This is a genomic window from Acidovorax sp. NB1 (assembly GCF_005405905.1).
Taxonomy (GTDB): Bacteria; Pseudomonadota; Gammaproteobacteria; order Burkholderiales; family Burkholderiaceae_C; genus Acidovorax.
In genome coordinates, this window is record NZ_BJHU01000005.1 from 208,005 (window position 1) to 228,767 (window position 20,763).

Genomic DNA, 20,763 nt, shown 5'->3' on the forward strand with positions numbered 1-20,763 from the left:
CCATGAACCTCGCCCGAGACGCTGCCGTGCAACCCTCCCAGCCAGCGGCTTCGCCTGCGCACACCGTCGTTGAGCTGAAGGATGTGCACAAGAGCTTCGGCAGCAACCAGGTGCTCAAGGGCGTGTCGTTCGCCATTCCTAAGGGCCAGGTCGTTGCCATCATCGGCAAGAGCGGGTCGGGCAAAAGCACCGCGCTGCGCTGCATCGACCGGCTGGAGATCATTGACAGCGGCACCATCCACGTGTGCGGCCACGCGGTGCACGACCCGGCCATCGACCTGCGCCAGCTGCGGCAGGACGTGGGCATCGTGTTCCAGAGCTACAACCTGTTCCCGCACCTCACGGTGGAGCAGAACATCACGCTCGCGCCCAAGGCCGTCAAGAACCTGCCCGCCGCCCAGGCGCGTGCCATTGCCGCACGCACACTGCAGCAGGTGGGCCTGGCCGACAAGGCGCAGGCCTACCCCGAGCAGCTATCGGGCGGCCAGCAGCAGCGCGTGGCCATTGCACGGTCGCTGGCCATGGAGCCGCAGGTGATGCTGTTCGACGAAGTGACCTCGGCGCTGGACCCACAGCTCACCGGCGAGGTGCTGCGCGTCATCGAATCGCTGGCCCAGGGCGGCATGACCATGGTGCTGGTCACCCACGAGATGGAATTCGCCGCGCGCGTGGCCGACACAGTGATCTACATGCACGAGGGCAAGGTCTGGGAGACCGGCCCCGGCGACATGCTGAAGAACCCGCAAACGGCCGAGCTGCGCGACTTTCTGTCGCACGGGCTGTGATCCGTTCCTTTTTTGATTCCCTTGCCAAAAACCACCAGGAGACATTTCACATGACCGCTTCCCGCACCCGCATCCTGCGCCGCGCCCTGCTCGCCACCGCCGCAGCCGCCCTGTGCCTGCCCGCCATGGCAGACCTGGCCGAGATCAAGTCCGCCGGCAAACTGCGCGTGGGCATCGACTTTGGCGCGCCGTTCTATGGCTATGTGGACGAGAAGATGAAGCCCGTGGGCTCGGACGTGGAAGCGGCCGAGTTGCTGGCCAAGGACCTGGGCCTGACGCTGGAGATCGTGAACACCACCAACTCCGCGCGCATCCCCAACCTGTTGTCGAACAAGGTGGACCTGATCATCTCGTCGCTGTCGATCACGCCCGAGCGCCAGAAGGCCGTGGACTTCTCCATGCCCTACGGCGCCATCCAGGCGGCCGTGGGCGCGCCCAAGAGCCTCAAGCTCACCAGCATCGACGATCTGGCGGGCAAGACGGTGGCCGTGACGCGCGGTGGCCCGCAGGACAAGATCGTGACCGAGCGCGCGCCGCAGGCCAAGGTGGTGCGCTTTGACGATGAATCCGCCTCCATCACCGCTGCCGCCACGGGACAGGCCGACATCGTGGCCATCACGCCGCCCATCATCACGGCCATTGCCAAGAAGAACCCGGCGCGCGAGTTCGAGACCAAGTTCATCCTGCAGTCTTACCAGTTGGGCATGGCCATGCGCAAGGGCCAACCCGAGCTGATGAAGGCCGTCAACGGCTGGATCAAGACCAACCTGACCAACGGCAAGCTCAACGACATCCACCTGAAGTACGCGGGCGTGCCGATCCCCAAGGAAATCATCGACGGCGCCAAGTAAGCGCTGCACCGTAGGCAAAGGCGAGTGACGGCCGGTGGGCAATGCCCCCGTTCAGCGCTGCCCTGCCCTGACGCATCACCATCAAAGGAAATTCTTATGAGCCGTCACTTCGGCGCCATCCGCCAGCTGGGCTATGTGGTCCACGACATCGAAGCCGCCATGGACTACTGGAGCAACACCCTGGGCGTCGGCCCCTGGTTCTACAACCCCAAGGTTCCGATCAAGAACTACGTCTACCGGGGCGAGTCGCACGAACCGCACAACTCGGTGGCGCTCGCCAACTCGGGCTACGTGCAGGTCGAGCTGATCCAGACCCGCAACGACGTGCCATCGATGTACCGCGACTTTTTGCAGGCCGGGCGCACCGGGCTGCAGCACGTGGCCTACTGGACCAGCGACTACGACGCCGACCTGGCACGCCTGACTGCCCAGGGCTTCAAGGCGGTGATGAGCGGCGAGGTGGGCGAGAAAGGCCGCTTTGTGTACTTTGACACCGAGTACCACCCGGGCACGGTGATCGAGCTGTCGGAAGTGGCCGGCCCCAAGGGCCGCATGTTCGACCTGATCCGCGCCGAGTCGGAAACCTGGGACGGCAAGACCGACCCGGTGCGCCCCTTCCCGGACCTCTCCAAGATCTGATTTCAAGCCAAATAGCCCTTTACCGCCTGTCCATAAAGCGCTAGCAGCTATCAAAACCATAGTGCACTCTGCCCATGTCCCCAGACCGCTTTGAAGCCACCTACCTGATCGAAACCCCGCTGGACCCCGCCCACGTGGCCGAGGTGCTGGCGGGCGAGCAATCGTGTGGCACCTTCACCCGGGTGGAGGGCGAGACCGATGCGCTGCGCGAACGCGCCCGCGCCACGGTCGAATCCATCGAGCTGCTGGACGTGGCGCCCGCGCCGTCGCTGCCCAATGGCTGGATGCAGCGGCGCGGCATGTTCGGCACACCACAGACCTGGCAGCGCGCCCGGCTGCGCGTGAGCTTCCCCTGCGGCAACATCGGCCCCAACCTGCCGACGCTGGCGGCCACGGTGTCGGGCAACCTGTTCGACCTGGGCGAGGTCACCGGCTTGCGACTGGAGTCGATGAAGCTGCCGCGCGCCTACCGCGAGCAGTTTGATATGCCCCGCCAAGGTATTGCAGGCACACGCGCGCTGACCGGCGTGCAGGGCCGCCCGCTCATCGGCACCATCATCAAACCCAACGTGGGTTTATCGGCCGAAGAAACCGGTGAACTGGCGGGCCGCCTGTGCGCCGCTGGGGTGGACTTCATCAAGGATGACGAGGTGTGCGCCAACCCGGTGCACGCCCCGCTGGCCGACCGCGTGAAATCCGTGATGCGCCGTGTGCGGGCCCACCAGGACAAGACCGGCAAGCTCGTGATGGTGGCGTTCAACATCACCGACGAAACCGATGCCATGCGCCGCCACGCCGACCTGATTGCCGCCGAGGGTGGCAGCTGTGTGATGGTCAGCCTGAACTGGTGCGGCTACTCCGCCATACAGACGTTGCGCCGCCACACCCCGCTGGCCCTGCACGGCCACCGCAACGGCTACGGCGCCCTGTCGCGCCACCCGTTGCTGGGCTTTTCGTTCAATGCCTGGCAGACGCTGTGGCGCCTGGCGGGTGTGGACCACATGCATGTACACGGCCTGCAGGGCAAGTTCTCGCAGACCGATGAGGAAGTGATCGAATCCGCGCACAACACCCTGGCGCCCCTGTGCGAAGGGCTGGACGACCGCGTGCTGCCCGCGTTCTCCAACGGCCAATGGGCTGGCACGGTGCCCGCCACCTGGGACAGCGTGCGCAGCAACGACCTGCTGTTCATGTCCGGCGGCGGCATTCTGGCCCACCCCGATGGCGCGGCCGCTGGCGTGGCCAGCCTGCAGCAGGCCTGGGACGCGGTGCAGAACGGCGAGACGCTGGCCCAGCGTGCGGAACATGCCGTTGAACTGCGCCACGCCATTGACTTCTTTGGCAAGAAGCACTGAACCATGTCCACCACAGCTCCCCGGTTTGGCTGGTACGGCGACGACTTCACCGGAGCCACCGACACCCTGGCCGTGCTCGCACGGGCAGGCCTGCGGTCCATGCTGTTCATGGGCGTACCCAGCGCAGAAGCTCTGGTCGCCGCCGGGCCGCTGGACGCCGTGGGCATTGCAGGCGCCGCGCGCGCCATGCCGCCCGAAGCCATGCGCGCAGAACTGGCCCCCGTGGGCCGCTTTTTCAGGCAGATCGCACCCACCGTGTTGCACTACAAGGTGTGCTCCACCTTCGACAGCGCTCCGCATGTCGGCAACATCGCCTGCGCCATCGAGACACTGCACCCCAGCGTGGACAACCGCTGGGTACCCATCCTCGGCGGCCAGCCCAGCCTGGGCAGATACTGCGCCTTCAGCAACCTGTTTGCTGCGGCCGGCACGGGGGGGGCCGTCTACCGCATTGACCGGCACCCGACGATGCACCGGCACCCGGTGACCCCCATGGCAGAAGCCGACTTGCGGGTGCACCTGGCGCAGCAGGGTTTGCAAGGCATCACGGCACTGCATTACCCGCTGTACGAAGCAGACACCTTGCCCAGCTCTCTGAACACCCTGCTGGGCCATGGCGCGACCGCTGCGCCCGAGGTGTCCGACACGCCATTCGTGCCTACGCTGCTGGACCTGACCAGTGCAGACCATCTGGCCAGCGTGGGGCGCCTGCTGTGGCAGCAAGCCCAGCGCGGCCGCTTGCTCGCCGTGGGGCCCAGCTCCGTGGCCCAGGCGCTGATCGCGTGCTGGGGTGCGCGGGTCAGCCAACCCGCCCCTGCCTTGGCACCATCGCCTGGCCCTGTGCTCGCCTGGGCGGGCAGCCTGTCACCCATCACAGCGGCCCAGGTCCAGGCCGCAACGTCCTATCAGCGCATCCCGGTGGACGCGCACCGGCTGGCCCATGACACCGACTACGCCCAGGCCACCCAACGCGCGATATGCGCCGGGCTGCAGCAGGGGCATCATGTGCTGGCCTACACCGGTACCACGGACGGAGCTCCTGCCCCGTCCGGTGGTGCTTCAGCGGCCGTCGCCGCCGCCAGTGCGGCCCTGGTCGCCCGCGTGGTGCAGGCGCAGGCCGACAACGGCACTCCGCTGCGGCGCATTGGCATTGCGGGGGGCGATACCTCCAGCCACGCGGTGCAGGCGCTGCAGCTGTGGGGGCTGTCGTACCAAACCACGGTCTGCCCCGGGGTCACGCTGAGCCGCGCGCACAGTGCCGACCCGTCCCGCGACGGGCTGGAGCTGATGCTCAAGGGGGGGCAGATGGGCGGAACGGACCTTTTCGAAAGACTGCTGGGCGTGGGCTGATGGCAATGTCCAGGCGTTAAAAAAGCCCGCACATGGCGGGCTACTGGGCAGGCCTTGCACGAAGGCCCAAGGGGAAAGCAACGCGACAGGCCCCCCTGTTATCCCATCACACGCGAGGCACCGGGGTCCCCGAGTTCACGCACAGCGCCATGTTCAGCGCCTTGATCGCGGTCTTGTAGTCCTCGCGTTCGATCACGAACTGCATGTTTACCTGACGCAGGGTCTGAGACACGCAATTCACGTTGACGCGGGCATCGGCCAGCGCCTGCGCGGCCTTGGCCAGCACGCCGGGGATGCCGATGTTGGAGCCAATGGTGCACACGATCGCGCTGGGCTTGATCGTCACGACCTGGTAGTCCTTCTGCAGCTCGGCCACCAGCTCGGGCGTGACCTGGTTGTCCCACACCAGATGGGCGATGGAGTTGGCGTTGGTCGCCTTGAGGATGTAGCTCACATCGTGCTTGCAGAACACGTTCATCAGCCCCGCATCAAAGCCCACAGTGCCCACCATGCTGGGGTCGTGGATCTCGATCAGCGTGACCTTGTCGGTGCCCGTGACGATCTCCACGCGCGCGCGCTCGCCCACAAAGTCTTTCGTAATGAGCGTGCCGGGGTGGTCGGGCTCAAAGGTGTTCTTCAGGCGGATCGGGATGCCGGCCAGTTCCATGGGCTTGGCGGCTTTGGGGTGAATGGCTTCCATGCCCACGTCGGCCAGCTGGTCGGCCACGTCGTAGTTGGTGGCGCCCACCACGATGGCGTTTTCCAGGCCCACGAGGTTGGGGTCGGCAGAAGACAGGTGGAATTCCTTGTGGATCACGGCCTCGGCGGGACGCACTTCCACGGCGATCTTGCTGAAAGTGACCTCGGAGTAGCCGCGGTCAAACTCACGCATGATGCCTTCGGTGCCCTTGGTGTAGCCGGTGGCCACCACGACCTTGTCGCTCAGGTCCAGGCCCTTGAAACTGTTGGCAATGCGCTCGTCAATCGTCCAGGCTTCGTTGTCGTCAAAACCGGCCAAGTCCATCAAGATGGCGTTGACGCCGTTGGCCTTGAGGATCTCGACCGAGTTGAACGCGCTGTGCGATTCGCCAATCGAGGCCAGCACTTCTCGCGCCGCGAGCAACACGTCCTTGCGGCTCAGGTAGCCGCTGGCCAGCACGTGCTGCATGGCGTTCAGGTATTCACGGGCCTGGCCAATGCGCTGGTCGATGAAGGCATCGGCCACGTCCAATGGCAAGCGCAGATCGGCATAGCCGGCGTTGATCTTTTTCAGGCTGGCTGCCAGGTTGGTCAGCGCATCTTGGTAACCCTTGCCTTCGGCAAACAGCGCGTAGATGCCGCGCTCGCCCGTCTTCTTGTGCTCCAGCAGCTGGTTCGTCACGCCCGAGTAGGCGGACACCACGTAGATCCGGCCGTTGATGCGCTTGGGGTCGTGCAGCACGATGTGGCGCAACACATCGCCAAAGGCGGTCATCGAGGTGCCGCCGATCTTCTCGACAGAGATCTTGGAGTTTTGAACGTCTTGCATGGACTGACAGGCTCAGGGGAGCAAAAAGGTTGGAAAGCTGGACGGGTGCTCTGCCAAGGGGCTCAGCGGCAGGAAACCCTCTATTTTCCACGACTTTTACCGGGGTGCTTTGACGTGAACCTGAGGGATGCGACCCTTGGCTTGAACCGGGTCGAAGACCCATGCGTTTTACCGGGCCACCGCATCCGCCTCGGCCTCAGGCCACAGCTTGGGAAACAAAAAGCGCAGCGCATGCTGTGGCAGCCCAAACCGCACCTTGCCCTGCGGCGAGTCGGACTTAAGCAGGCCGCGCCGCACCAGTGCGCCCAGTGCATCGGTGGCGCCCCGGTCGCTCATGCCCAGCATGGACTTGAAGTCGCCGCGCGCCATCTCTTCGCCACTCAGAAACAGGTAGTGCAACCCACGCAGGGACTCTTGCCGAACGCCCGATTTTTCTACCGTGGCTTCGAATACCAGGCAGGCGGCAATGCGGGCCTTCAGGGTCTCGAAGTCCAGCATGCCGGCCATGAAGCCCACCTGGTCCTGGCAGACATCCAGCACATAGTCGCTCCAGGCCACCAGCGCCTGTTCACTCAGGTTGCCGCGCCCGTCCAGGTCGCCCCGGCGCGCGCTGTCTGCGTCGGCCAGCAGCGCGTAGTACCGCTCGGTGCTGCGCGCAAAACCCCGCAGCGGCGACCACAGCCCTCCCGTGTAGCCCAGTGCACTCAGCAAGGTATGCGTTTGCAACCGCATGACACGCCCGTTGCCATCCACAAACGGGTGCACCCAACCCAGGCGCTGGTGCGCGCAGGCCAGGGCCACCAGCGCTGCCTCCCCCCGGCGCACGCTGCCGTAGCAAGATGCCCATCGCGCAAGAAACTGCGGCACGCTGGACCACGCCGGCGCCACATGCTGACCAACCTGCACCTCGCGCTGGCGCAAAGCGCCGGGAACAATGGGCTCGTTTTCTGCAGTCACCAGATCCGAGACCGGCAAGCGGCCAAACAACTCACTGTGCAGCACCTGCACCGCGTCCACGGAATACAAGGCCCGCGCGCCCTCCAGTCCGGCGTAGCGCTGCTCCAGAGCCTGCTCTGCCTCAATATGCGCCACGGCCAGGCGCTGCTTGGCTGCCAGCACGGCATCTTGCGAAAAGTCTTGGCGCAGCGCCTGCTCAATCTCGTGCGGGCGCGTGTGCTGGCCCTCGATGCGGTTGGTGTAGTAGGAGTTCATGCTGCGCAGCAAGGTGCGCAACTCGGGCGGCACCCGGGTGCCTGCCAGCAATGTGGCGGCACGGGACAGATCGTGCGCCTTGGCCAGCAGAGGCTCCATGCGCAAATCGGATGGAAGCAAGGGTTCGAACTGATGGGGCGCAGTGTACATGGCTTTATTTTGCCAACTTTAAAACCATTGTAAATATTTGATTTAATTAAATATTTATCAATCTATGCCAATAATTTTGCCAACTTTTCTGCCAACTTCAATGCGCCACCCGCCTCCATCAGTACAGTGCGGCATGGACAAAGAAAAGCCGCGCAGCCCTTTCGGAATCTGCGCGGCCAGCTACTGAATCAGTAGCAACCTTAAGAGAGGCTCAGCTCATTTCTTCTGCGGCGGCACATCCGTGCAGCTGCCGTGCGCGATCTCCGCCGCCATGCCGATGCTTTCGCCCAGCGTGGGGTGCGGATGGATGGTCTTGCCGATGTCCACGGCGTCCGCGCCCATCTCGATGGCCAGGGCGATCTCGCCGATCATGTCGCCCGCATGCGTGCCCACCATGCCGCCGCCAAGGATCTTGCCGTGGCCGTGGGCCTCGGGCGAGTCGTCGAACAGCAGTTTGGTCACGCCTTCGTCGCGGCCGTTGGCGATGGCGCGGCCAGAGGCCGTCCAGGGGAACAGGCCCTTCTTGACCTTGATGCCTTGCGCCTTGGCCTGGTCTTCAGTCAGGCCCACCCATGCCACTTCGGGGTCGGTGTAGGCCACGGATGGAATCACGCGGGCGTTGAAGGCGGCGGCTGCCAGTTCCTTGTTGCCCTGCAGTTCGCCAGCGATGACTTCAGCTGCCACGTGCGCCTCATGCACCGCCTTGTGCGCCAGCATGGGCTGGCCCACGATGTCGCCGATGGCGAAGATGTGCGGCACGTTGGTGCGCATCTGGATGTCGACGTTGATGAAGCCACGGTCTGTGACGGCAACGCCAGCCTTTTCGGCGGCGATCTTCTTGCCGTTGGGCGTGCGGCCCACGGCCTGCAGGACCAGGTCGTACACCTGCGGTTCGGGGGCAGTGCCGCCCTCTTCCGCTGGCGCGAACGTGACCTTGATGCCTTCGGGGGTGGCCTCGGCGCCCACTGTTTTCGTCTTCAACATGATGTTGTCGAAGCGCTTGGCGTTCATCTTTTGCCAGATCTTGACGAGATCGCGGTCCGCGCCCTGCATCAGTCCGTCCATCATTTCCACCACGTCCAGGCGTGCGCCCAGGGTGCTGTAGACGGTGCCCATTTCCAGGCCGATGATGCCGCCGCCCAGGATCAGCATGCGCTTGGGCACTTCCTTGAGCGCCAGGGCGCCGGTGGAATCGACCACGCGCGGGTCGTTGGGCATGAAGGGCAGGCGCACGGCCTGGCTGCCAGCAGCGATGATGGCGCGCTTGAAGGCGATGACCTTCTTGGTGCCCGTCTTCTCTTGGCCAGTGCCGGTGGTTTCTTCCACTTCAAGGTGGTTGGCGCCGACAAAAGCACCGTAGCCGCGCACGGTGGTCACCTTGCGCATCTTGGCCATGGCGGCCAGGCCGCCGGTGAGCTTGCCGATGACCTTTTCCTTGTGGCCGCGCAGCTTGTCGATGTTGACGGCAGGCGCACCAAAGTCCACGCCCAGGTCGGCCATGTGGCTGACCTCGTCCATGACGGCTGCCACGTGCAGCAGCGCCTTGGAGGGGATGCAGCCCACGTTCAGGCACACGCCACCCAGGGTGGCATAACGCTCGACGATGACGACCTTGAGGCCCAGGTCGGCCGCGCGGAAGGCGGCGCTGTAGCCACCGGGGCCGCCGCCGAGCACGAGCACGTCGCAATCCAGGTCGGCAGAGCCAGCAAAGCTGGATGCTACTGGATTGATAGCTGCTTGGGCTTGCTGAACGGGCGCAGGGGCCTGTTTTTGCTCAGAAACTGCAGGCGCTGGGGCGGCCGCAGGTGCTGGAGCTGCTGCGCCTGCGCCCTGCACTTCCAGCGTCAGCACCACCGATCCTTCGGCGATCTTGTCGCCGAGCTTCACTTTCAGCTCTTTGACCACGCCTGCATGGCTGGAGGGGATCTCCATGGAGGCCTTGTCGGACTCCACGGTGATCAGGCTCTGCTCTGCCTTGATGGTGTCGCCGGGCTTGACCAGCACTTCGATGATGGCCACTTCGGCGAAGTCGCCGATGTCGGGCACCTTGATGTCGATGATTGCCATGGTGTGTCTTGCCCTTCCGTTACATCACGATGCGGCGGAAGTCCGCCAGCAGCGAGGCAAAGTACACGTTGAAGCGTGCGGCGGCGGCACCGTCGATCACGCGGTGGTCCCAGCTCAGGGAGAGCGGCAGGATCAGGCGCGGGGCGAACTGCTTGCCGTCCCACTTGGGCTCCAGGCTGCTCTTGCACACGCCCATGATGGCGACTTCAGGGGCGTTGATGATGGGCGTGAAATAACGACCACCAATGCCACCCAGCGAGCTGATGGAGAAGCAGCCGCCGGTCATGTCGGCCGGGCCGAGCTTGCCGTCGCGCGCCTTCTTGGCCAGGTCGCCCATTTCCTGGCTGATCTGGACGATGCCCTTCTTGTCAGCGTCACGGATAACGGGCACCACGAGGCCGTTGGGCGTGTCGGCCGCAAAACCGATGTGGAAGTAGTTCTTCATCACCAGCTGGTCGCCGTCGAGGGAGCTGTTGAACTCAGGGAACTTCTTGAGCGCGGCCACTGCGGCCTTGATCATGAAGGCGAGCATCGTGACCTTGACGCCACTCTTCTCGTTCTCCTTGTTGAACTGCACGCGGAAAGCTTCGAGGTCGGTGATGTCCGCGTCGTCATGGTTGGTGACGTGCGGGATGACGACCCAGTTGCGGTGCAGGTTGGCGCCGCTGATCTTCTTGATGCGGGAGAGGTCCTTGCGCTCCACCGGGCCGAACTTGGTGAAGTCCACCTTGGGCCAGGGCAGCAGGTCCAGACCCACGCCGGAACCGCCGGACGCCGTTGCGGGCGCCTTGGCGGCCTGGGCCTTGGTTTGCACCGCGCCTGCCATCACCTGCTTGGTGAAGGCGGCCACGTCGTCCTGGGTGATGCGGCCCTTGGGGCCGGTGCCCTTGACTTCGTCGATGGGCACGCCCAATTCGCGGGCGAACTTGCGCACCGAAGGCGACGCATGGGGCAGGCCTGCGGTGGGGGTGCCGGGTTGGTGGGCGGGGACCGAGGCTGTGGCAGCGGCGGGTGCTGCAGCCGCGGCGACAGCAGGGGCAGCCGCAGCCATAGGGGCTGGCGCCGATGCAGCGGCCGCAACGGGGGCGGGGGCTGCGGCGGCCGTGCCTTCGAGCACAGCGACCAGGTCACCAATGTTGACGGTGTCGCCGATCTTGACCTTGAGCTCCTTGAGCACGCCGGCGGCGGGCGATGGGATCTCCATGGAGGCCTTGTCGGATTCGACGGTAAACAGCGATTGCTCGACCTTGATGGTGTCACCCACCTTGACCAGCATCTCGATGACGGCCACGTCCTTGAAGTCGCCGATGTCGGGGACGCGCACTTCGACCGGGCCAGCAGCCGCAGGGGCCGCAGCTGCCGGGGCTGGTGCTGCCGCCACTGGGGCGGGAGCAGCTGCTGCAGGAGCCGCCGGTGCCGCCGCCGGGGCTGCGGCAGCGCCCGCGTCAGCGGACTCCACCACAGCGATCACGGAGCCTTGCTTGACCTTGTCGCCCAGCGCAATCTTGAGTTCCTTGACCACGCCCGCATGGCTGGATGGGATCTCCATCGATGCCTTGTCGGATTCGACGGTGATGAGCGACTGCTCGGCCTTCACGGTGTCGCCCACCTTGACCAGCAACTCGATCACGCCCACTTCGTCGAAGTCCCCAATGTCCGGGACTTGAATGTTGACCAATGCCATTGTTCTGTCTCCGATCGTTTTATGCGTAGAGCGGGTTGATCTTGTCAGCATTGATGCCGTACTTGGCGATCGCCTCGGCCACCTTGGTGGCGGGCAGCACGCCGTCTTCGCTCAGCGCCTTGAGGGCGGCCACGACGATGTAGTGGCGGTTCACCTCGAAGTGCTCGCGCAGCTTGCTGCGGAAGTCGCTGCGGCCAAAGCCGTCGGTGCCCAGCACCTTGTAGTTACGGCCCTTGGGAACAAAGGGGCGGATCTGCTCGGCATAGGCCTTCATGTAGTCGGTGGATGCGACCACGGGGCCGGTGCTGGTGCCCAGTTGCTGCGCCACAAACGGCACGCGTGGTGTCTCCAGCGGGTGCAGCAGGTTCCAGCGGTCGGCGTCCTGGCCTTCGCGGGTGAGTTCGTTGAAGCTCGGGCAGCTCCACACATCGGCCTGCACGCCCCAGTCGGCGGCCAGCAGGGTTTGCGCGGCCAGCGACTCGCGCAGGATGGTGCCCGAACCCAGCAGCTGCACGCGGGTGCCGCCCTCGGCGCCGGGCTTGCACAGGTACATGCCCTTGATGATCTGCTCTTCGGTCCCCGCCGTGAGGCCGGGCATGCTGTAGTTCTCGTTGAGCAGCGTGATGTAGTAGAAAACGTTCTCTTGCTGCTCAACCATGCGCTTCATGCCCTGGTGCATGATCACCGCGACTTCGTGGGCGAAGGTCGGGTCGTAGCTCACGCAGTTGGGAATGGTGTTGGCCAGGATGTGGCTGTGGCCGTCTTCGTGCTGCAGGCCTTCCCCGTTGAGCGTGGTGCGGCCCGAGGTGCCGCCCAGCAGGAAGCCACGCGCCTGCATGTCACCCGCTGCCCAGGCCAGGTCGCCAATGCGCTGGAAGCCGAACATGGAGTAGTACACGTAGAACGGCACCATGATGCGGTTGTTGGTGCTGTAGCTGGTGGCGGCAGCGATCCAGCTGGCCATGCCGCCGGCTTCGTTGATGCCTTCTTGCAGGATCTGGCCAGCCTTGTCTTCCTTGTAGTACATCACCTGATCACGATCGACCGGGGTGTAGAGCTGGCCCTTGGGGTTGTAGATGCCGATCTGGCGGAACAGGCCTTCCATGCCGAAGGTGCGGGCCTCGTCCACCAGGATGGGCACCACGCGGGGGCCCAGGGCTTGGTCACGCAGCAGTTGCGTGATGAAGCGCACATAGGCTTGCGTGGTGGAGATTTCGCGGCCTTCGGCCGTGGGCTCCAGAATGGCCTTGAAGGTATCCAGCGCGGGCACGGTGAAGCTCTCGTCGGCCTTTGCACGGCGGTGTGGCAGGTAGCCACCCAGGGCCTGGCGGCGCTCGTGCAGGTACTTCATCTCCGGCGTGTCGTCGGCCGGCTTGTAGTAGGGGATGTCGGCCAGCTGGCTGTCGGGGATCGGGATGTTGAAGCGGTCGCGGATGTACTTGATGTCTTCGTCCGACAGCTTCTTGGTCTGGTGCACGGTGTTCTTGCCTTCACCGGCCTTGCCCATGCCGTAGCCCTTGACGGTCTTGACCAGCAACACGGTGGGCTGGTTCTTGTGCTCGTTGGCGGCATGGAAGGCGGCGTACACCTTGGCGGGCTCGTGGCCACCACGGCGCAGCTCGAACACCTCTTCGTCGGTCATGTGCTCGACGAGCTTGAGGGTTTCGGGGTACTTGCCGAAGAAGTTCTTGCGCACGAAGGCGCCGTCATTGGCCTTCATGGCCTGGTAGTCGCCGTCCAGCGTTTCCATCATCAGCTGCTTGAGCTTGCCGCTCTTGTCGCGGCGCAGCAGCTCGTCCCAGCCATTGCCCCACAGCAGCTTGATCACATTCCAGCCCGCGCCACGGAACTCGCCTTCGAGCTCTTGCACGATCTTGCCGTTGCCCCGAACCGGGCCATCCAGGCGCTGCAGGTTGCAGTTGATGACGAACACGAGGTTGTCGAGGTTTTCACGCGCGGCCAGGCCGATGGCACCCAGGGATTCGGGCTCGTCCATCTCGCCGTCGCCGCAGAACACCCAGACCTTGCGGTTGGCGGTGTCGGCAATGCCACGGGCATGCAGGTATTTGAGGAAGCGGGCTTGGTAGATGGCCATCAGCGGGCCCAGGCCCATGGACACCGTGGGGAACTGCCAGAACTCGGGCATCAGCTTGGGATGCGGGTAGCTGGACAGGCCCTTGCCGTCCACTTCCTGGCGGAAGCTGTCGAGCTGCGTTTCGGTCAGGCGGCCTTCAAGGTAAGCGCGGGCGTAGATGCCGGGGGCGCTGTGGCCTTGGATGTACAGCAGGTCACCGCCGTGGCCTTCGCTCTCGGCATGCCAGAAATGGTTGAAACCGGCACCAAACATGCTGGCCACCGAGGCGAAAGAGCCAATGTGGCCGCCCAGGTCGCCGCCGTCGGCGGGGTTCAGGCGGTTGGCGCGCACCACCATGGCCATGGCGTTCCAGCGCATGTAGGCGCGCAGGCGCTTTTCGATGGCGATGTTGCCGGGGCAATGGGCCTCTTTTTCAGGCTCGATGGTGTTGACGTAGCCCGTGTTGGCCGAGAACGGCAGGTCAATGCTGCTCTGGCGGGCGTGTTCAAGAAGCTGCTCCAGGAGGAAATGGGCGCGCTCAGGGCCCTCCTTGTCGATCACGGCGGACAGAGCGTCCATCCATTCACGGGTTTCCTGTTGATCGGCGTCCGTGCCGATGCCGAAACCGGCCTGAGGGTCGGGCTGAGCTGACATGCGTTGTCTCCTGTAGATGTGGCAGCAAATTTAGTACGTTGGCTCTAGTTTCGCACATTTTTTCAAAATTTCAAATGGTGCTTTTTCATTCCATATAGTGATATTTTGCTGCAGATGCACATCTACTGACTGGGAGAATGCAGGGCACGGCTCCCCTACACTTGGAGGATGGATTCGATGCCCCCTGCCCCCTCCCCCACGGCTGCGACCGTGGCTGCGCCCATACGCTGGTGGCGCAAGTGGTGGCGCGGCTTGTCGCCCACCCGCCAGGACCGGTTTGCCGCCCTGGCCCCCCTGGCTGCCGTGCTGATGTTTCTGGCGGCCATCGTGGCGGCTTTCTGGTACCTGCGGGCCGAAGAGGCCGAGCGCGAGCAAGAAGCCCTGCGGCGCGATGTGGAATACGCTCAGCAGCGCGTGCGCCTGCGCCTGCTGGAGCGCCAGGAACAGCTCATGCGCATTGCGCGCGACCTGTCCAACCAGGACCTGGGCCGCGCTGAGTTTGTGGGCCGCGCCGAAGCGCTGATCAGCCAATACCCCGAGCTGCAGGCTATCACCTGGATCGACGACCGCCGCCGCATTCGCGCCAGCCATGCCGCACCCACGCTGGCCAGCAACGAACTGCGCATTGCTGGCGAAGTGCTCAAACCCGGCGACACCGCCGACACCTTCGGCCTGGCACGCGACCTGCAGCAGCCCGTGTATGCCCAGCCCGCCGCCACCTCGGGTGATGCCACGCCGCTGCTGCAACTGCAGGTGCCGCTCAACAACCAGGGCAAGTTCAGCGGCGTGGTGCTGGGCGAATATTCCATCGACAGCCTGCTGCGCTATGGCACCCCCACCGAGGTGCTGGCGCGCTATGCGGTAACGCTGCTGGACAGCAAGAGCCAGGTGTTGGCCGGCACACCGCTCGGGCCGCGCAACAAGGCCACCCAGCTCCTGCCCTGGACGCCCAAGGCCAACGAATACGAGATCCCTGTTTCCCCCGTGGGCAATGGCCTGGTGCTGCGCGCGCAGGCCTACCGCACGTCCCTCGGCGTGGTCGGCAGCGGCCTGTTCTGGCTGGTGGGAACGCTGAGTGCAATGACGGCCTGGATGCTGATCGCCACCTGGCGCCACACCCGGCGCCGCATGCAGGCACAAGAGGCGCTGGTGGCCGAGACCAACTTCCGCCGCGCGATGGAAAACTCCATCCTCACCGGCATGCGTGCCCTGGACATGGAAGGCCGCATCAGCTATGTGAACGCCGCTTTTTGCCAGATGACAGGCTGGAACGCGGAAGAGCTGGTGGGACTGAAGGCGCCCTTCCCCTACTGGCCCGAGGCCGACCACGAAACCCTGCAAGCCAAGCTGCGTGACGAGCTGCGCGGCAACACCATGGCAGGCGGCTTTCAGGTGCGGGTCAAGCGCAAGAGCGGCACGCTGTTCGATGCCCGCCTGTATGTGTCGCCCCTGATCGATGCCCACGGCCAGCAGACCGGCTGGATGACCTCGATGACCGATATCACCGAGCCCAACCGCATCCGCGAACAGCTGTCGGCGTCGCACGAGCGCTTCACCATCGTGCTGGAGTCGCTGGACGCCTCGGTGTCGGTGGCGCCGCTGGGCAGCGAGGAGCTGCTGTTTGCCAACAAGCTTTACCGCCAGTGGTTTGGCTCGCAGACCGGCGGGCACCTGCAACTGGTGGCGCAAGCGGGCGTGGTACCTGTAGCGGGTAAAGAGCACGGCGGCATGGACGACGAAGACGGCCTGATGGGCCTGCCCACCGATCCGCTCACCAGTGCCCGCACCGAGAACGCCGAAATCTACCTGCCCGACCTGGGCAAATGGCTAGAAGTGCGCTCGCGTTACCTGAACTGGGTGGACGGCCGCCTCGCGCAGATGGTGATCGCGACCGACATCACCCCCCGTCGCCTGGCCGAAGAGCAGGCCGAACGCCAGGCCGAGCGCGCGCAGTCCGTGAGCCGCCTCATCACCATGGGCGAGATGGCTTCGAGCGTGGCGCACGAGCTGAACCAGCCGCTCACGGCCATCAACAACTACTGCAGCGGCATGGTCTCGCGCATCCAGAGCGGCCAGCTGACCGAAGAGGCGCTGCTCACGGCCCTGCAAAAAACGGCCCACCAGGCCCAGCGCGCGGGCCAGATCATCCAGCGCATCCGCTCCTTCGTGAAGAAAAGCGAACCCAACCGGGCGCTGGCCGATGTGCACTCGATGGTGAACGAAGCCGTTGAGCTGGCCGACATCGAGCTGCGCCGCCACAACGTGCGCCTGACCCACTACGTGGCCGCCCGCCTGCCACCCGTGATGGCCGACACCATCCTGATCGAGCAGGTGCTGGTCAACCTGATGAAGAACGGCGCTGAAGCCATCCAGCATGCCAACCGCCCCGCTGCAGGCCGCAGCGTGGAGCTGCGCGTGGTGCCCAAGCAGATCGAAGACCGGCAGGTGGTGGAGTTTTCAGTGCAGGACACCGGCAAGGGGCTGGCGCCCGAGGTGCTCGAACGCCTGTTCGAAGCCTTCTTCTCCACCAAGGCCGAAGGCATGGGCATGGGCCTCAATCTGTGCCGCAGCATCGTCGAGTCGCACCAGGGCCGGATGCAGGCGGAGAACCTCTACAATGGCCCGGAGGTTATCGGCTGCAGGTTCTCCTTCTGGCTGCCGCTTGCCAAGCCTGCCGATGGCACTACAAATTCTGTAGCAAACGTACAAAACCCAAGGACTGTTGCATGAGCTTGATCCCGAAAAAAGGCACTGTTTACGTCGTAGACGACGACGAAGCCGTCCGCGATTCCCTGCAGTGGCTGCTGGAAGGCAAGGACTACCGCGTACGTTGCTTTGATTCGGCCGAGACCTTTCTCTCCCGCTACGACCCGCGCGAAGTCGCTTGCCTGATCGTGGACATTCGCATGGGCGGCATGACCGGCCTGGAGCTGCAAGACCGCCTGATCGAGCGCAAGTCCCCCCTGCCCATCGTGTTCATCACCGGCCACGGCGACGTGCCCATGGCCGTGAACACCATGAAGAAAGGCGCGCTCGACTTCATCCAGAAGCCGTTTGACGAGGAAGAACTGGTCGGCCTGGTCGAGCGCATGCTGGACCATGCCCGCGAGAGCTTCGCTGGCTACCAGCAGGCCGCCAGCCGCGACGCCCTGCTCTCCAAGCTCACCAGCCGCGAAGCCCAGGTGCTCGAACGCATCGTCGCCGGCCGCCTGAACAAGCAGATCGCCGACGACCTCGGGATCAGCATCAAGACGGTGGAGGCGCACCGCGCCAACATCATGGAAAAGCTCAACGCCAATACCGTGGCTGACCTGCTCAAGATCGCTCTGGGCCAGAACGCGCCCAAGGGCTGAGGACCACTCACTTTTTAATAGCTGCTTGCGCTTATCCAGTGCGCGTAAACGGCATTTTTGACTTGTATTTTTGATATGACAGCACAGCTCATCGACGGCAACGCCCTCTCCCGCCAACTGCGCACCGATGTGGCGCAACGCGCTGCGGCTTTGAAAACCCGTGGCGTCACGCCCGGGCTCGCCGTGGTGCTGGTGGGCGACAACCCGGCCAGCCAGGTCTATGTGCGCAACAAGGTCAAGGCCTGTGAAGACAGCGGCCTGCACTCGGTGCTCGAAAAGTACGACGCCGACATGACCGAGGCCGCGCTGCTGGCCCGCGTGGAAGCGCTCAACAACGACCCGGCCATCCATGGCATCCTGGTGCAATTGCCCTTGCCCAAGCACATCGATGCGCAAAAGGTGATCGAGGCCATCTCGCCGGCCAAGGATGTGGACGGCTTCCACATCGCCAGCGCGGGCGCGCTGATGACTGGCATGCCCGGCTTCTGGCCCTGCACGCCGTACGGTTGCATGAAGATGCTGGAGAGCATCGGCTACAGCCTCAAGGGCAAGCACGCCGTGGTCATCGGCCGCAGCAACATCGTGGGCAAGCCCATGGCGCTCATGCTGCTGGGCCAGAACGCCACCGTCACCGTATGCCACAGCGCCACCCAGAACCTGAAGGCCCAGACCCTACAGGCCGACGTGATTGTGGCTGCCGTGGGCAAGCGCAATGTGCTGACCGCCGACATGGTCAAGCCCGGCGCCGTTGTGATCGATGTGGGCATGAACCGCAACGACGAAGGCAAGCTCTGCGGCGACGTGGACTTTGATGGCGTCAAGGAAGTGGCAGGCTGGATCACCCCCGTGCCCGGCGGGGTTGGCCCCATGACCATTACCATGCTGCTGGTCAACACCATCGAAGCCGCCGAGCGCACCGCTGCGCACTGAGCCCACCGCTCAGTGCCCCCGAGGTCGGTGTCGGCCGCTTTGCAACTTGAACCTGTGCCACCTGGCGCCATCTAATTTCGCATGAGCAACGCCCTTCTCGACTTCTCCGACCTCCCCCCGTTCGACCGCATCACGCCGCAGGACGTCGCCCCGGCGATGGATGTGCTGCTGGAGCGCGCCAACCAGGCGCTGGAGACGGTCACCGCCCCGGACTTTCCGGCCCGCTGGGATGCCATCGCCCAGGTGCTGGATGTCGCCACCGAGCAGCTGGGGCGCTCGTGGGGCGCCGTGAGCCACCTCAACAGCGTGGCCGACACGCCCGAGCTGCGGGCCGCCTACAACGCCGCCCTGCCCCGTGTCACCGAGTTCTGGACCCGCCTGGGTGCCGACGAGCGCCTGTACGCCAAGTACAAGGCCATCGATCCCGCCACCCTCACGCCCGAACAGCGCCAGGCCCACTCGAATGCCGTGCGCAACTTTGTTCTCTCGGGTGCCGAGCTGACCGGTACTGCCAAGGAGCGGTTCGCCCAGATCCAGGAACGCCAGGCCGAGCTGAGCCAGAAGTTCAGCGAAAACGCGCTGGACGCGACCGACGCCTACGCCTACTACGCCACGGCCGAAGAATTGGAGGGCATCCCTGCCGACGTACAGCAGGCCGCCCTGGCTGCGGCGCAGGCCGAAGGCAAAGCGGGTTACAAGCTCACGCTCAAGATGCCCTGCTACCTGCCGGTGATGCAGTTTGCCGCGCGCAGCGACCTGCGCTCCAAGCTCTACCGCGCTTATGTCACCCGTGCTTCCGAGCAGGCTGAAGGCGACGGCCGCAAATTCGACAACTCCGCACTCATCGGCGAGATCCTGGCGTTGCGCCGCGAAGAGGCCCAATTGCTGGGCTACGCCAACTTCGGCGAAGTCTCCGTGGTGCCCAAGATGGCACAGTCGCCCGCCGAGGTGATCCGCTTCCTGCGCGACCTGGCCCGCCGTGCCCGGCCTTATGCCGAAAAAGACGTGGCCGACCTGCGCTCCTTCGCCGCTGAACATCTGGGGCTGAGTGACCCACAGGCCTGGGACTGGCCCTACATCTCTGAAAAACTCAAGGAAGCGCGTTACTCCTTCAGCGAGCAGGAACTCAAGGAATACTTCACCGCCCCCAAGGTGCTTGCAGGCCTGTTCAAGATCATCGAGACGCTGTTCGAAGTGTCGATCCGCCGCGACTCGGCGCCCACGTGGCATCCGGCTGTGGAGTTTTACCGCATTGAACGCAACGGCGCCCTGGTGGGTCAGTTCTACCTGGACCAACCCGCACGCACCGGCAAACGCGGCGGCGCCTGGATGGACGATGTGCGCACACGCTGGCTTCGCCCCGACACCGGCGCACTGCAAACGCCGGTGGCCCACCTGGTCTGCAATTTTGCAGACGCTGTAGATGGCAAGCCACCCCTGCTGACACACGACGATGTGATCACGCTGTTCCACGAATTCGGCCACGGCCTGCACCACATGCTCACGCAGGTGAACGAGCGCGATGTCTCCGGTATTGGCGGCGTGGAATGGGACGCGGTGGAACTGCCCAGCCAGTTCATGGAGAACTTCTGCTGGGAATGGGACGTGCTCAAGCACATGACCGCCCATGTGGGCACGGGTGAACCCCTGCCCCGCGCCCTGTTCGACAAGATGATTGCGGCCAAGAACTTCCAAAGCGGCATGGCCACGCTGCGCCAGATCGAATTTGCGCTGTTCGACATGCTGTTGCACACCGAACACGACCCTGCACAGGACTTTATGCCCTTGCTGACGCAGGTGCGGCAGGAAGTGGCCGTGCTGCAGCCGCCCCCTTTCGGCCGCACGGCCCACACTTTCAGCCACATCTTTGCGGGTGGCTACGCGGCCGGGTACTACAGCTACAAGTGGGCCGAGGTACTCAGCGCCGACGCGTATGCTGCCTTTGAAGAAACAGCGGGCAGCGATGGCCTGCCCAGCACCGAAACCGGACGCCGCTACCGCGAAGCGATTCTGGAAGCGGGCGGCAGCCGCCCCGCCATGGAGTCCTTCAAAGCCTTCCGGGGCCGGGAGCCTAGCCTGGACGCACTGTTGCGCCACCAGGGCATGGCCGAGGAATTGACCGCCTGAGCCC

Annotated in this window: 14 protein-coding genes; 9 read left to right on the plus strand and 5 right to left on the minus strand. The window is 64.6% G+C overall.

Features of this window, described 5'->3' with window-relative positions; all coding sequences use genetic code 11:
- Positions 1-2 precede the first annotated feature (2 nt).
- The 5 genes from AvAM_RS02255 to AvAM_RS02275 all read left to right on the plus strand — a co-directional run bounded on the left by AvAM_RS02255 (position 3) and on the right by AvAM_RS02275 (position 4,980).
- Positions 3-785 carry an amino acid ABC transporter ATP-binding protein gene (locus tag AvAM_RS02255; protein WP_137745537.1) on the plus strand — a complete coding sequence of 261 codons (783 nt, stop codon included), beginning with the start codon at positions 3-5 and terminating at the stop codon, positions 783-785.
- 50 nt (positions 786-835) lie between these two features.
- Complete coding sequence (locus AvAM_RS02260) at positions 836-1,636, plus strand: transporter substrate-binding domain-containing protein (RefSeq protein ID WP_137745538.1); 801 nt, start codon at positions 836-838, stop codon at positions 1,634-1,636.
- A 96-nt stretch (positions 1,637-1,732) separates the two neighbouring features.
- Entirely contained in the window at positions 1,733-2,275 is a 543-nt protein-coding gene (locus AvAM_RS02265) for a VOC family protein (protein ID WP_137745539.1), read from the plus strand.
- Between the two features lie 74 nt (positions 2,276-2,349).
- The gene (locus tag AvAM_RS02270) at positions 2,350-3,630 is read left to right on the plus strand and encodes a ribulose-bisphosphate carboxylase large subunit family protein (RefSeq protein WP_137745540.1); all 1,281 of its coding nucleotides are present in this window, start codon (positions 2,350-2,352) and stop codon (positions 3,628-3,630) included.
- 3 nt (positions 3,631-3,633) lie between these two features.
- Positions 3,634-4,980 carry a four-carbon acid sugar kinase family protein gene (locus AvAM_RS02275; RefSeq protein ID WP_137745541.1) on the plus strand — a complete coding sequence of 449 codons (1,347 nt, stop codon included), beginning with the start codon at positions 3,634-3,636 and terminating at the stop codon, positions 4,978-4,980.
- A 106-nt stretch (positions 4,981-5,086) separates the two neighbouring features.
- Here AvAM_RS02275 and AvAM_RS02280 read toward each other — a convergent pair whose 3' ends face one another.
- From AvAM_RS02280 to aceE, 5 genes are all read right to left on the minus strand, one after another.
- Complete coding sequence (locus tag AvAM_RS02280) at positions 5,087-6,508, minus strand: aspartate kinase (protein ID WP_137745542.1); 1,422 nt, start codon at positions 6,506-6,508, stop codon at positions 5,087-5,089.
- Between the two features lie 168 nt (positions 6,509-6,676).
- Positions 6,677-7,870 (minus strand): Fic family protein, encoded by a 1,194-nt coding sequence (locus AvAM_RS02285; protein ID WP_137745543.1) that lies wholly within the window; start codon positions 7,868-7,870, stop codon positions 6,677-6,679.
- 216 nt (positions 7,871-8,086) lie between these two features.
- Complete coding sequence (lpdA, locus tag AvAM_RS02290; RefSeq protein WP_137745544.1) at positions 8,087-9,937, minus strand: dihydrolipoyl dehydrogenase; 1,851 nt, start codon at positions 9,935-9,937, stop codon at positions 8,087-8,089.
- A 19-nt stretch (positions 9,938-9,956) separates the two neighbouring features.
- The gene (aceF, locus tag AvAM_RS02295; RefSeq protein WP_137745545.1) at positions 9,957-11,621 is read right to left on the minus strand and encodes a dihydrolipoyllysine-residue acetyltransferase; all 1,665 of its coding nucleotides are present in this window, start codon (positions 11,619-11,621) and stop codon (positions 9,957-9,959) included.
- A 19-nt stretch (positions 11,622-11,640) separates the two neighbouring features.
- Complete coding sequence (gene aceE, locus AvAM_RS02300) at positions 11,641-14,349, minus strand: pyruvate dehydrogenase (acetyl-transferring), homodimeric type (protein ID WP_137745546.1); 2,709 nt, start codon at positions 14,347-14,349, stop codon at positions 11,641-11,643.
- A gap of 168 nt (positions 14,350-14,517) precedes the next feature.
- On the opposite strand from aceE, the gene AvAM_RS02305 reads away from it, so the two are divergent.
- The 4 genes from AvAM_RS02305 to AvAM_RS02320 all read left to right on the plus strand — a co-directional run bounded on the left by AvAM_RS02305 (position 14,518) and on the right by AvAM_RS02320 (position 20,759).
- Positions 14,518-17,079 carry a PAS domain S-box protein gene (locus tag AvAM_RS02305; protein ID WP_137745547.1) on the plus strand — a complete coding sequence of 854 codons (2,562 nt, stop codon included), beginning with the start codon at positions 14,518-14,520 and terminating at the stop codon, positions 17,077-17,079.
- Positions 17,076-17,702, plus strand: coding sequence for a response regulator transcription factor (locus tag AvAM_RS02310; RefSeq protein WP_015013997.1), 627 nt, complete (start codon positions 17,076-17,078; stop codon positions 17,700-17,702). Before AvAM_RS02305 ends, AvAM_RS02310 begins: the two co-directional genes overlap by 4 nt.
- A gap of 75 nt (positions 17,703-17,777) precedes the next feature.
- Positions 17,778-18,632: a bifunctional methylenetetrahydrofolate dehydrogenase/methenyltetrahydrofolate cyclohydrolase FolD gene (folD, locus tag AvAM_RS02315; RefSeq protein ID WP_137745548.1), complete on the plus strand. Its 855-nt coding sequence runs from the start codon at positions 17,778-17,780 to the stop codon at positions 18,630-18,632.
- An 81-nt stretch (positions 18,633-18,713) separates the two neighbouring features.
- Entirely contained in the window at positions 18,714-20,759 is a 2,046-nt protein-coding gene (locus AvAM_RS02320) for a M3 family metallopeptidase (protein ID WP_137745549.1), read from the plus strand.
- Positions 20,760-20,763 lie beyond the last annotated feature (4 nt).

Bases quoted from the DNA above. Each gene is read 5' to 3' on its own strand.
- AvAM_RS02255 (WP_137745537.1), top strand. From the start codon at position 3: ATGAACCTCGCCCGAGACGCTGCCGTGCAACCCTCCCAGCCAGCGGCT.
- AvAM_RS02260 (WP_137745538.1), top strand. From the start codon at position 836: ATGACCGCTTCCCGCACCCGCATCCTGCGCCGCGCCCTGCTCGCCACC.
- AvAM_RS02265 (WP_137745539.1), top strand. From the start codon at position 1,733: ATGAGCCGTCACTTCGGCGCCATCCGCCAGCTGGGCTATGTGGTCCAC.
- AvAM_RS02270 (WP_137745540.1), top strand. From the start codon at position 2,350: ATGTCCCCAGACCGCTTTGAAGCCACCTACCTGATCGAAACCCCGCTG.
- AvAM_RS02275 (WP_137745541.1), top strand. From the start codon at position 3,634: ATGTCCACCACAGCTCCCCGGTTTGGCTGGTACGGCGACGACTTCACC.
- AvAM_RS02280 (WP_137745542.1), bottom strand. From the start codon at position 6,508: ATGCAAGACGTTCAAAACTCCAAGATCTCTGTCGAGAAGATCGGCGGC.
- AvAM_RS02285 (WP_137745543.1), bottom strand. From the start codon at position 7,870: ATGTACACTGCGCCCCATCAGTTCGAACCCTTGCTTCCATCCGATTTG.
- lpdA (WP_137745544.1), bottom strand. From the start codon at position 9,937: ATGGCAATCATCGACATCAAGGTGCCCGACATCGGCGACTTCGCCGAA.
- aceF (WP_137745545.1), bottom strand. From the start codon at position 11,621: ATGGCATTGGTCAACATTCAAGTCCCGGACATTGGGGACTTCGACGAA.
- aceE (WP_137745546.1), bottom strand. From the start codon at position 14,349: ATGTCAGCTCAGCCCGACCCTCAGGCCGGTTTCGGCATCGGCACGGAC.
- AvAM_RS02305 (WP_137745547.1), top strand. From the start codon at position 14,518: ATGGATTCGATGCCCCCTGCCCCCTCCCCCACGGCTGCGACCGTGGCT.
- AvAM_RS02310 (WP_015013997.1), top strand. From the start codon at position 17,076: ATGAGCTTGATCCCGAAAAAAGGCACTGTTTACGTCGTAGACGACGAC.
- folD (WP_137745548.1), top strand. From the start codon at position 17,778: ATGACAGCACAGCTCATCGACGGCAACGCCCTCTCCCGCCAACTGCGC.
- AvAM_RS02320 (WP_137745549.1), top strand. From the start codon at position 18,714: ATGAGCAACGCCCTTCTCGACTTCTCCGACCTCCCCCCGTTCGACCGC.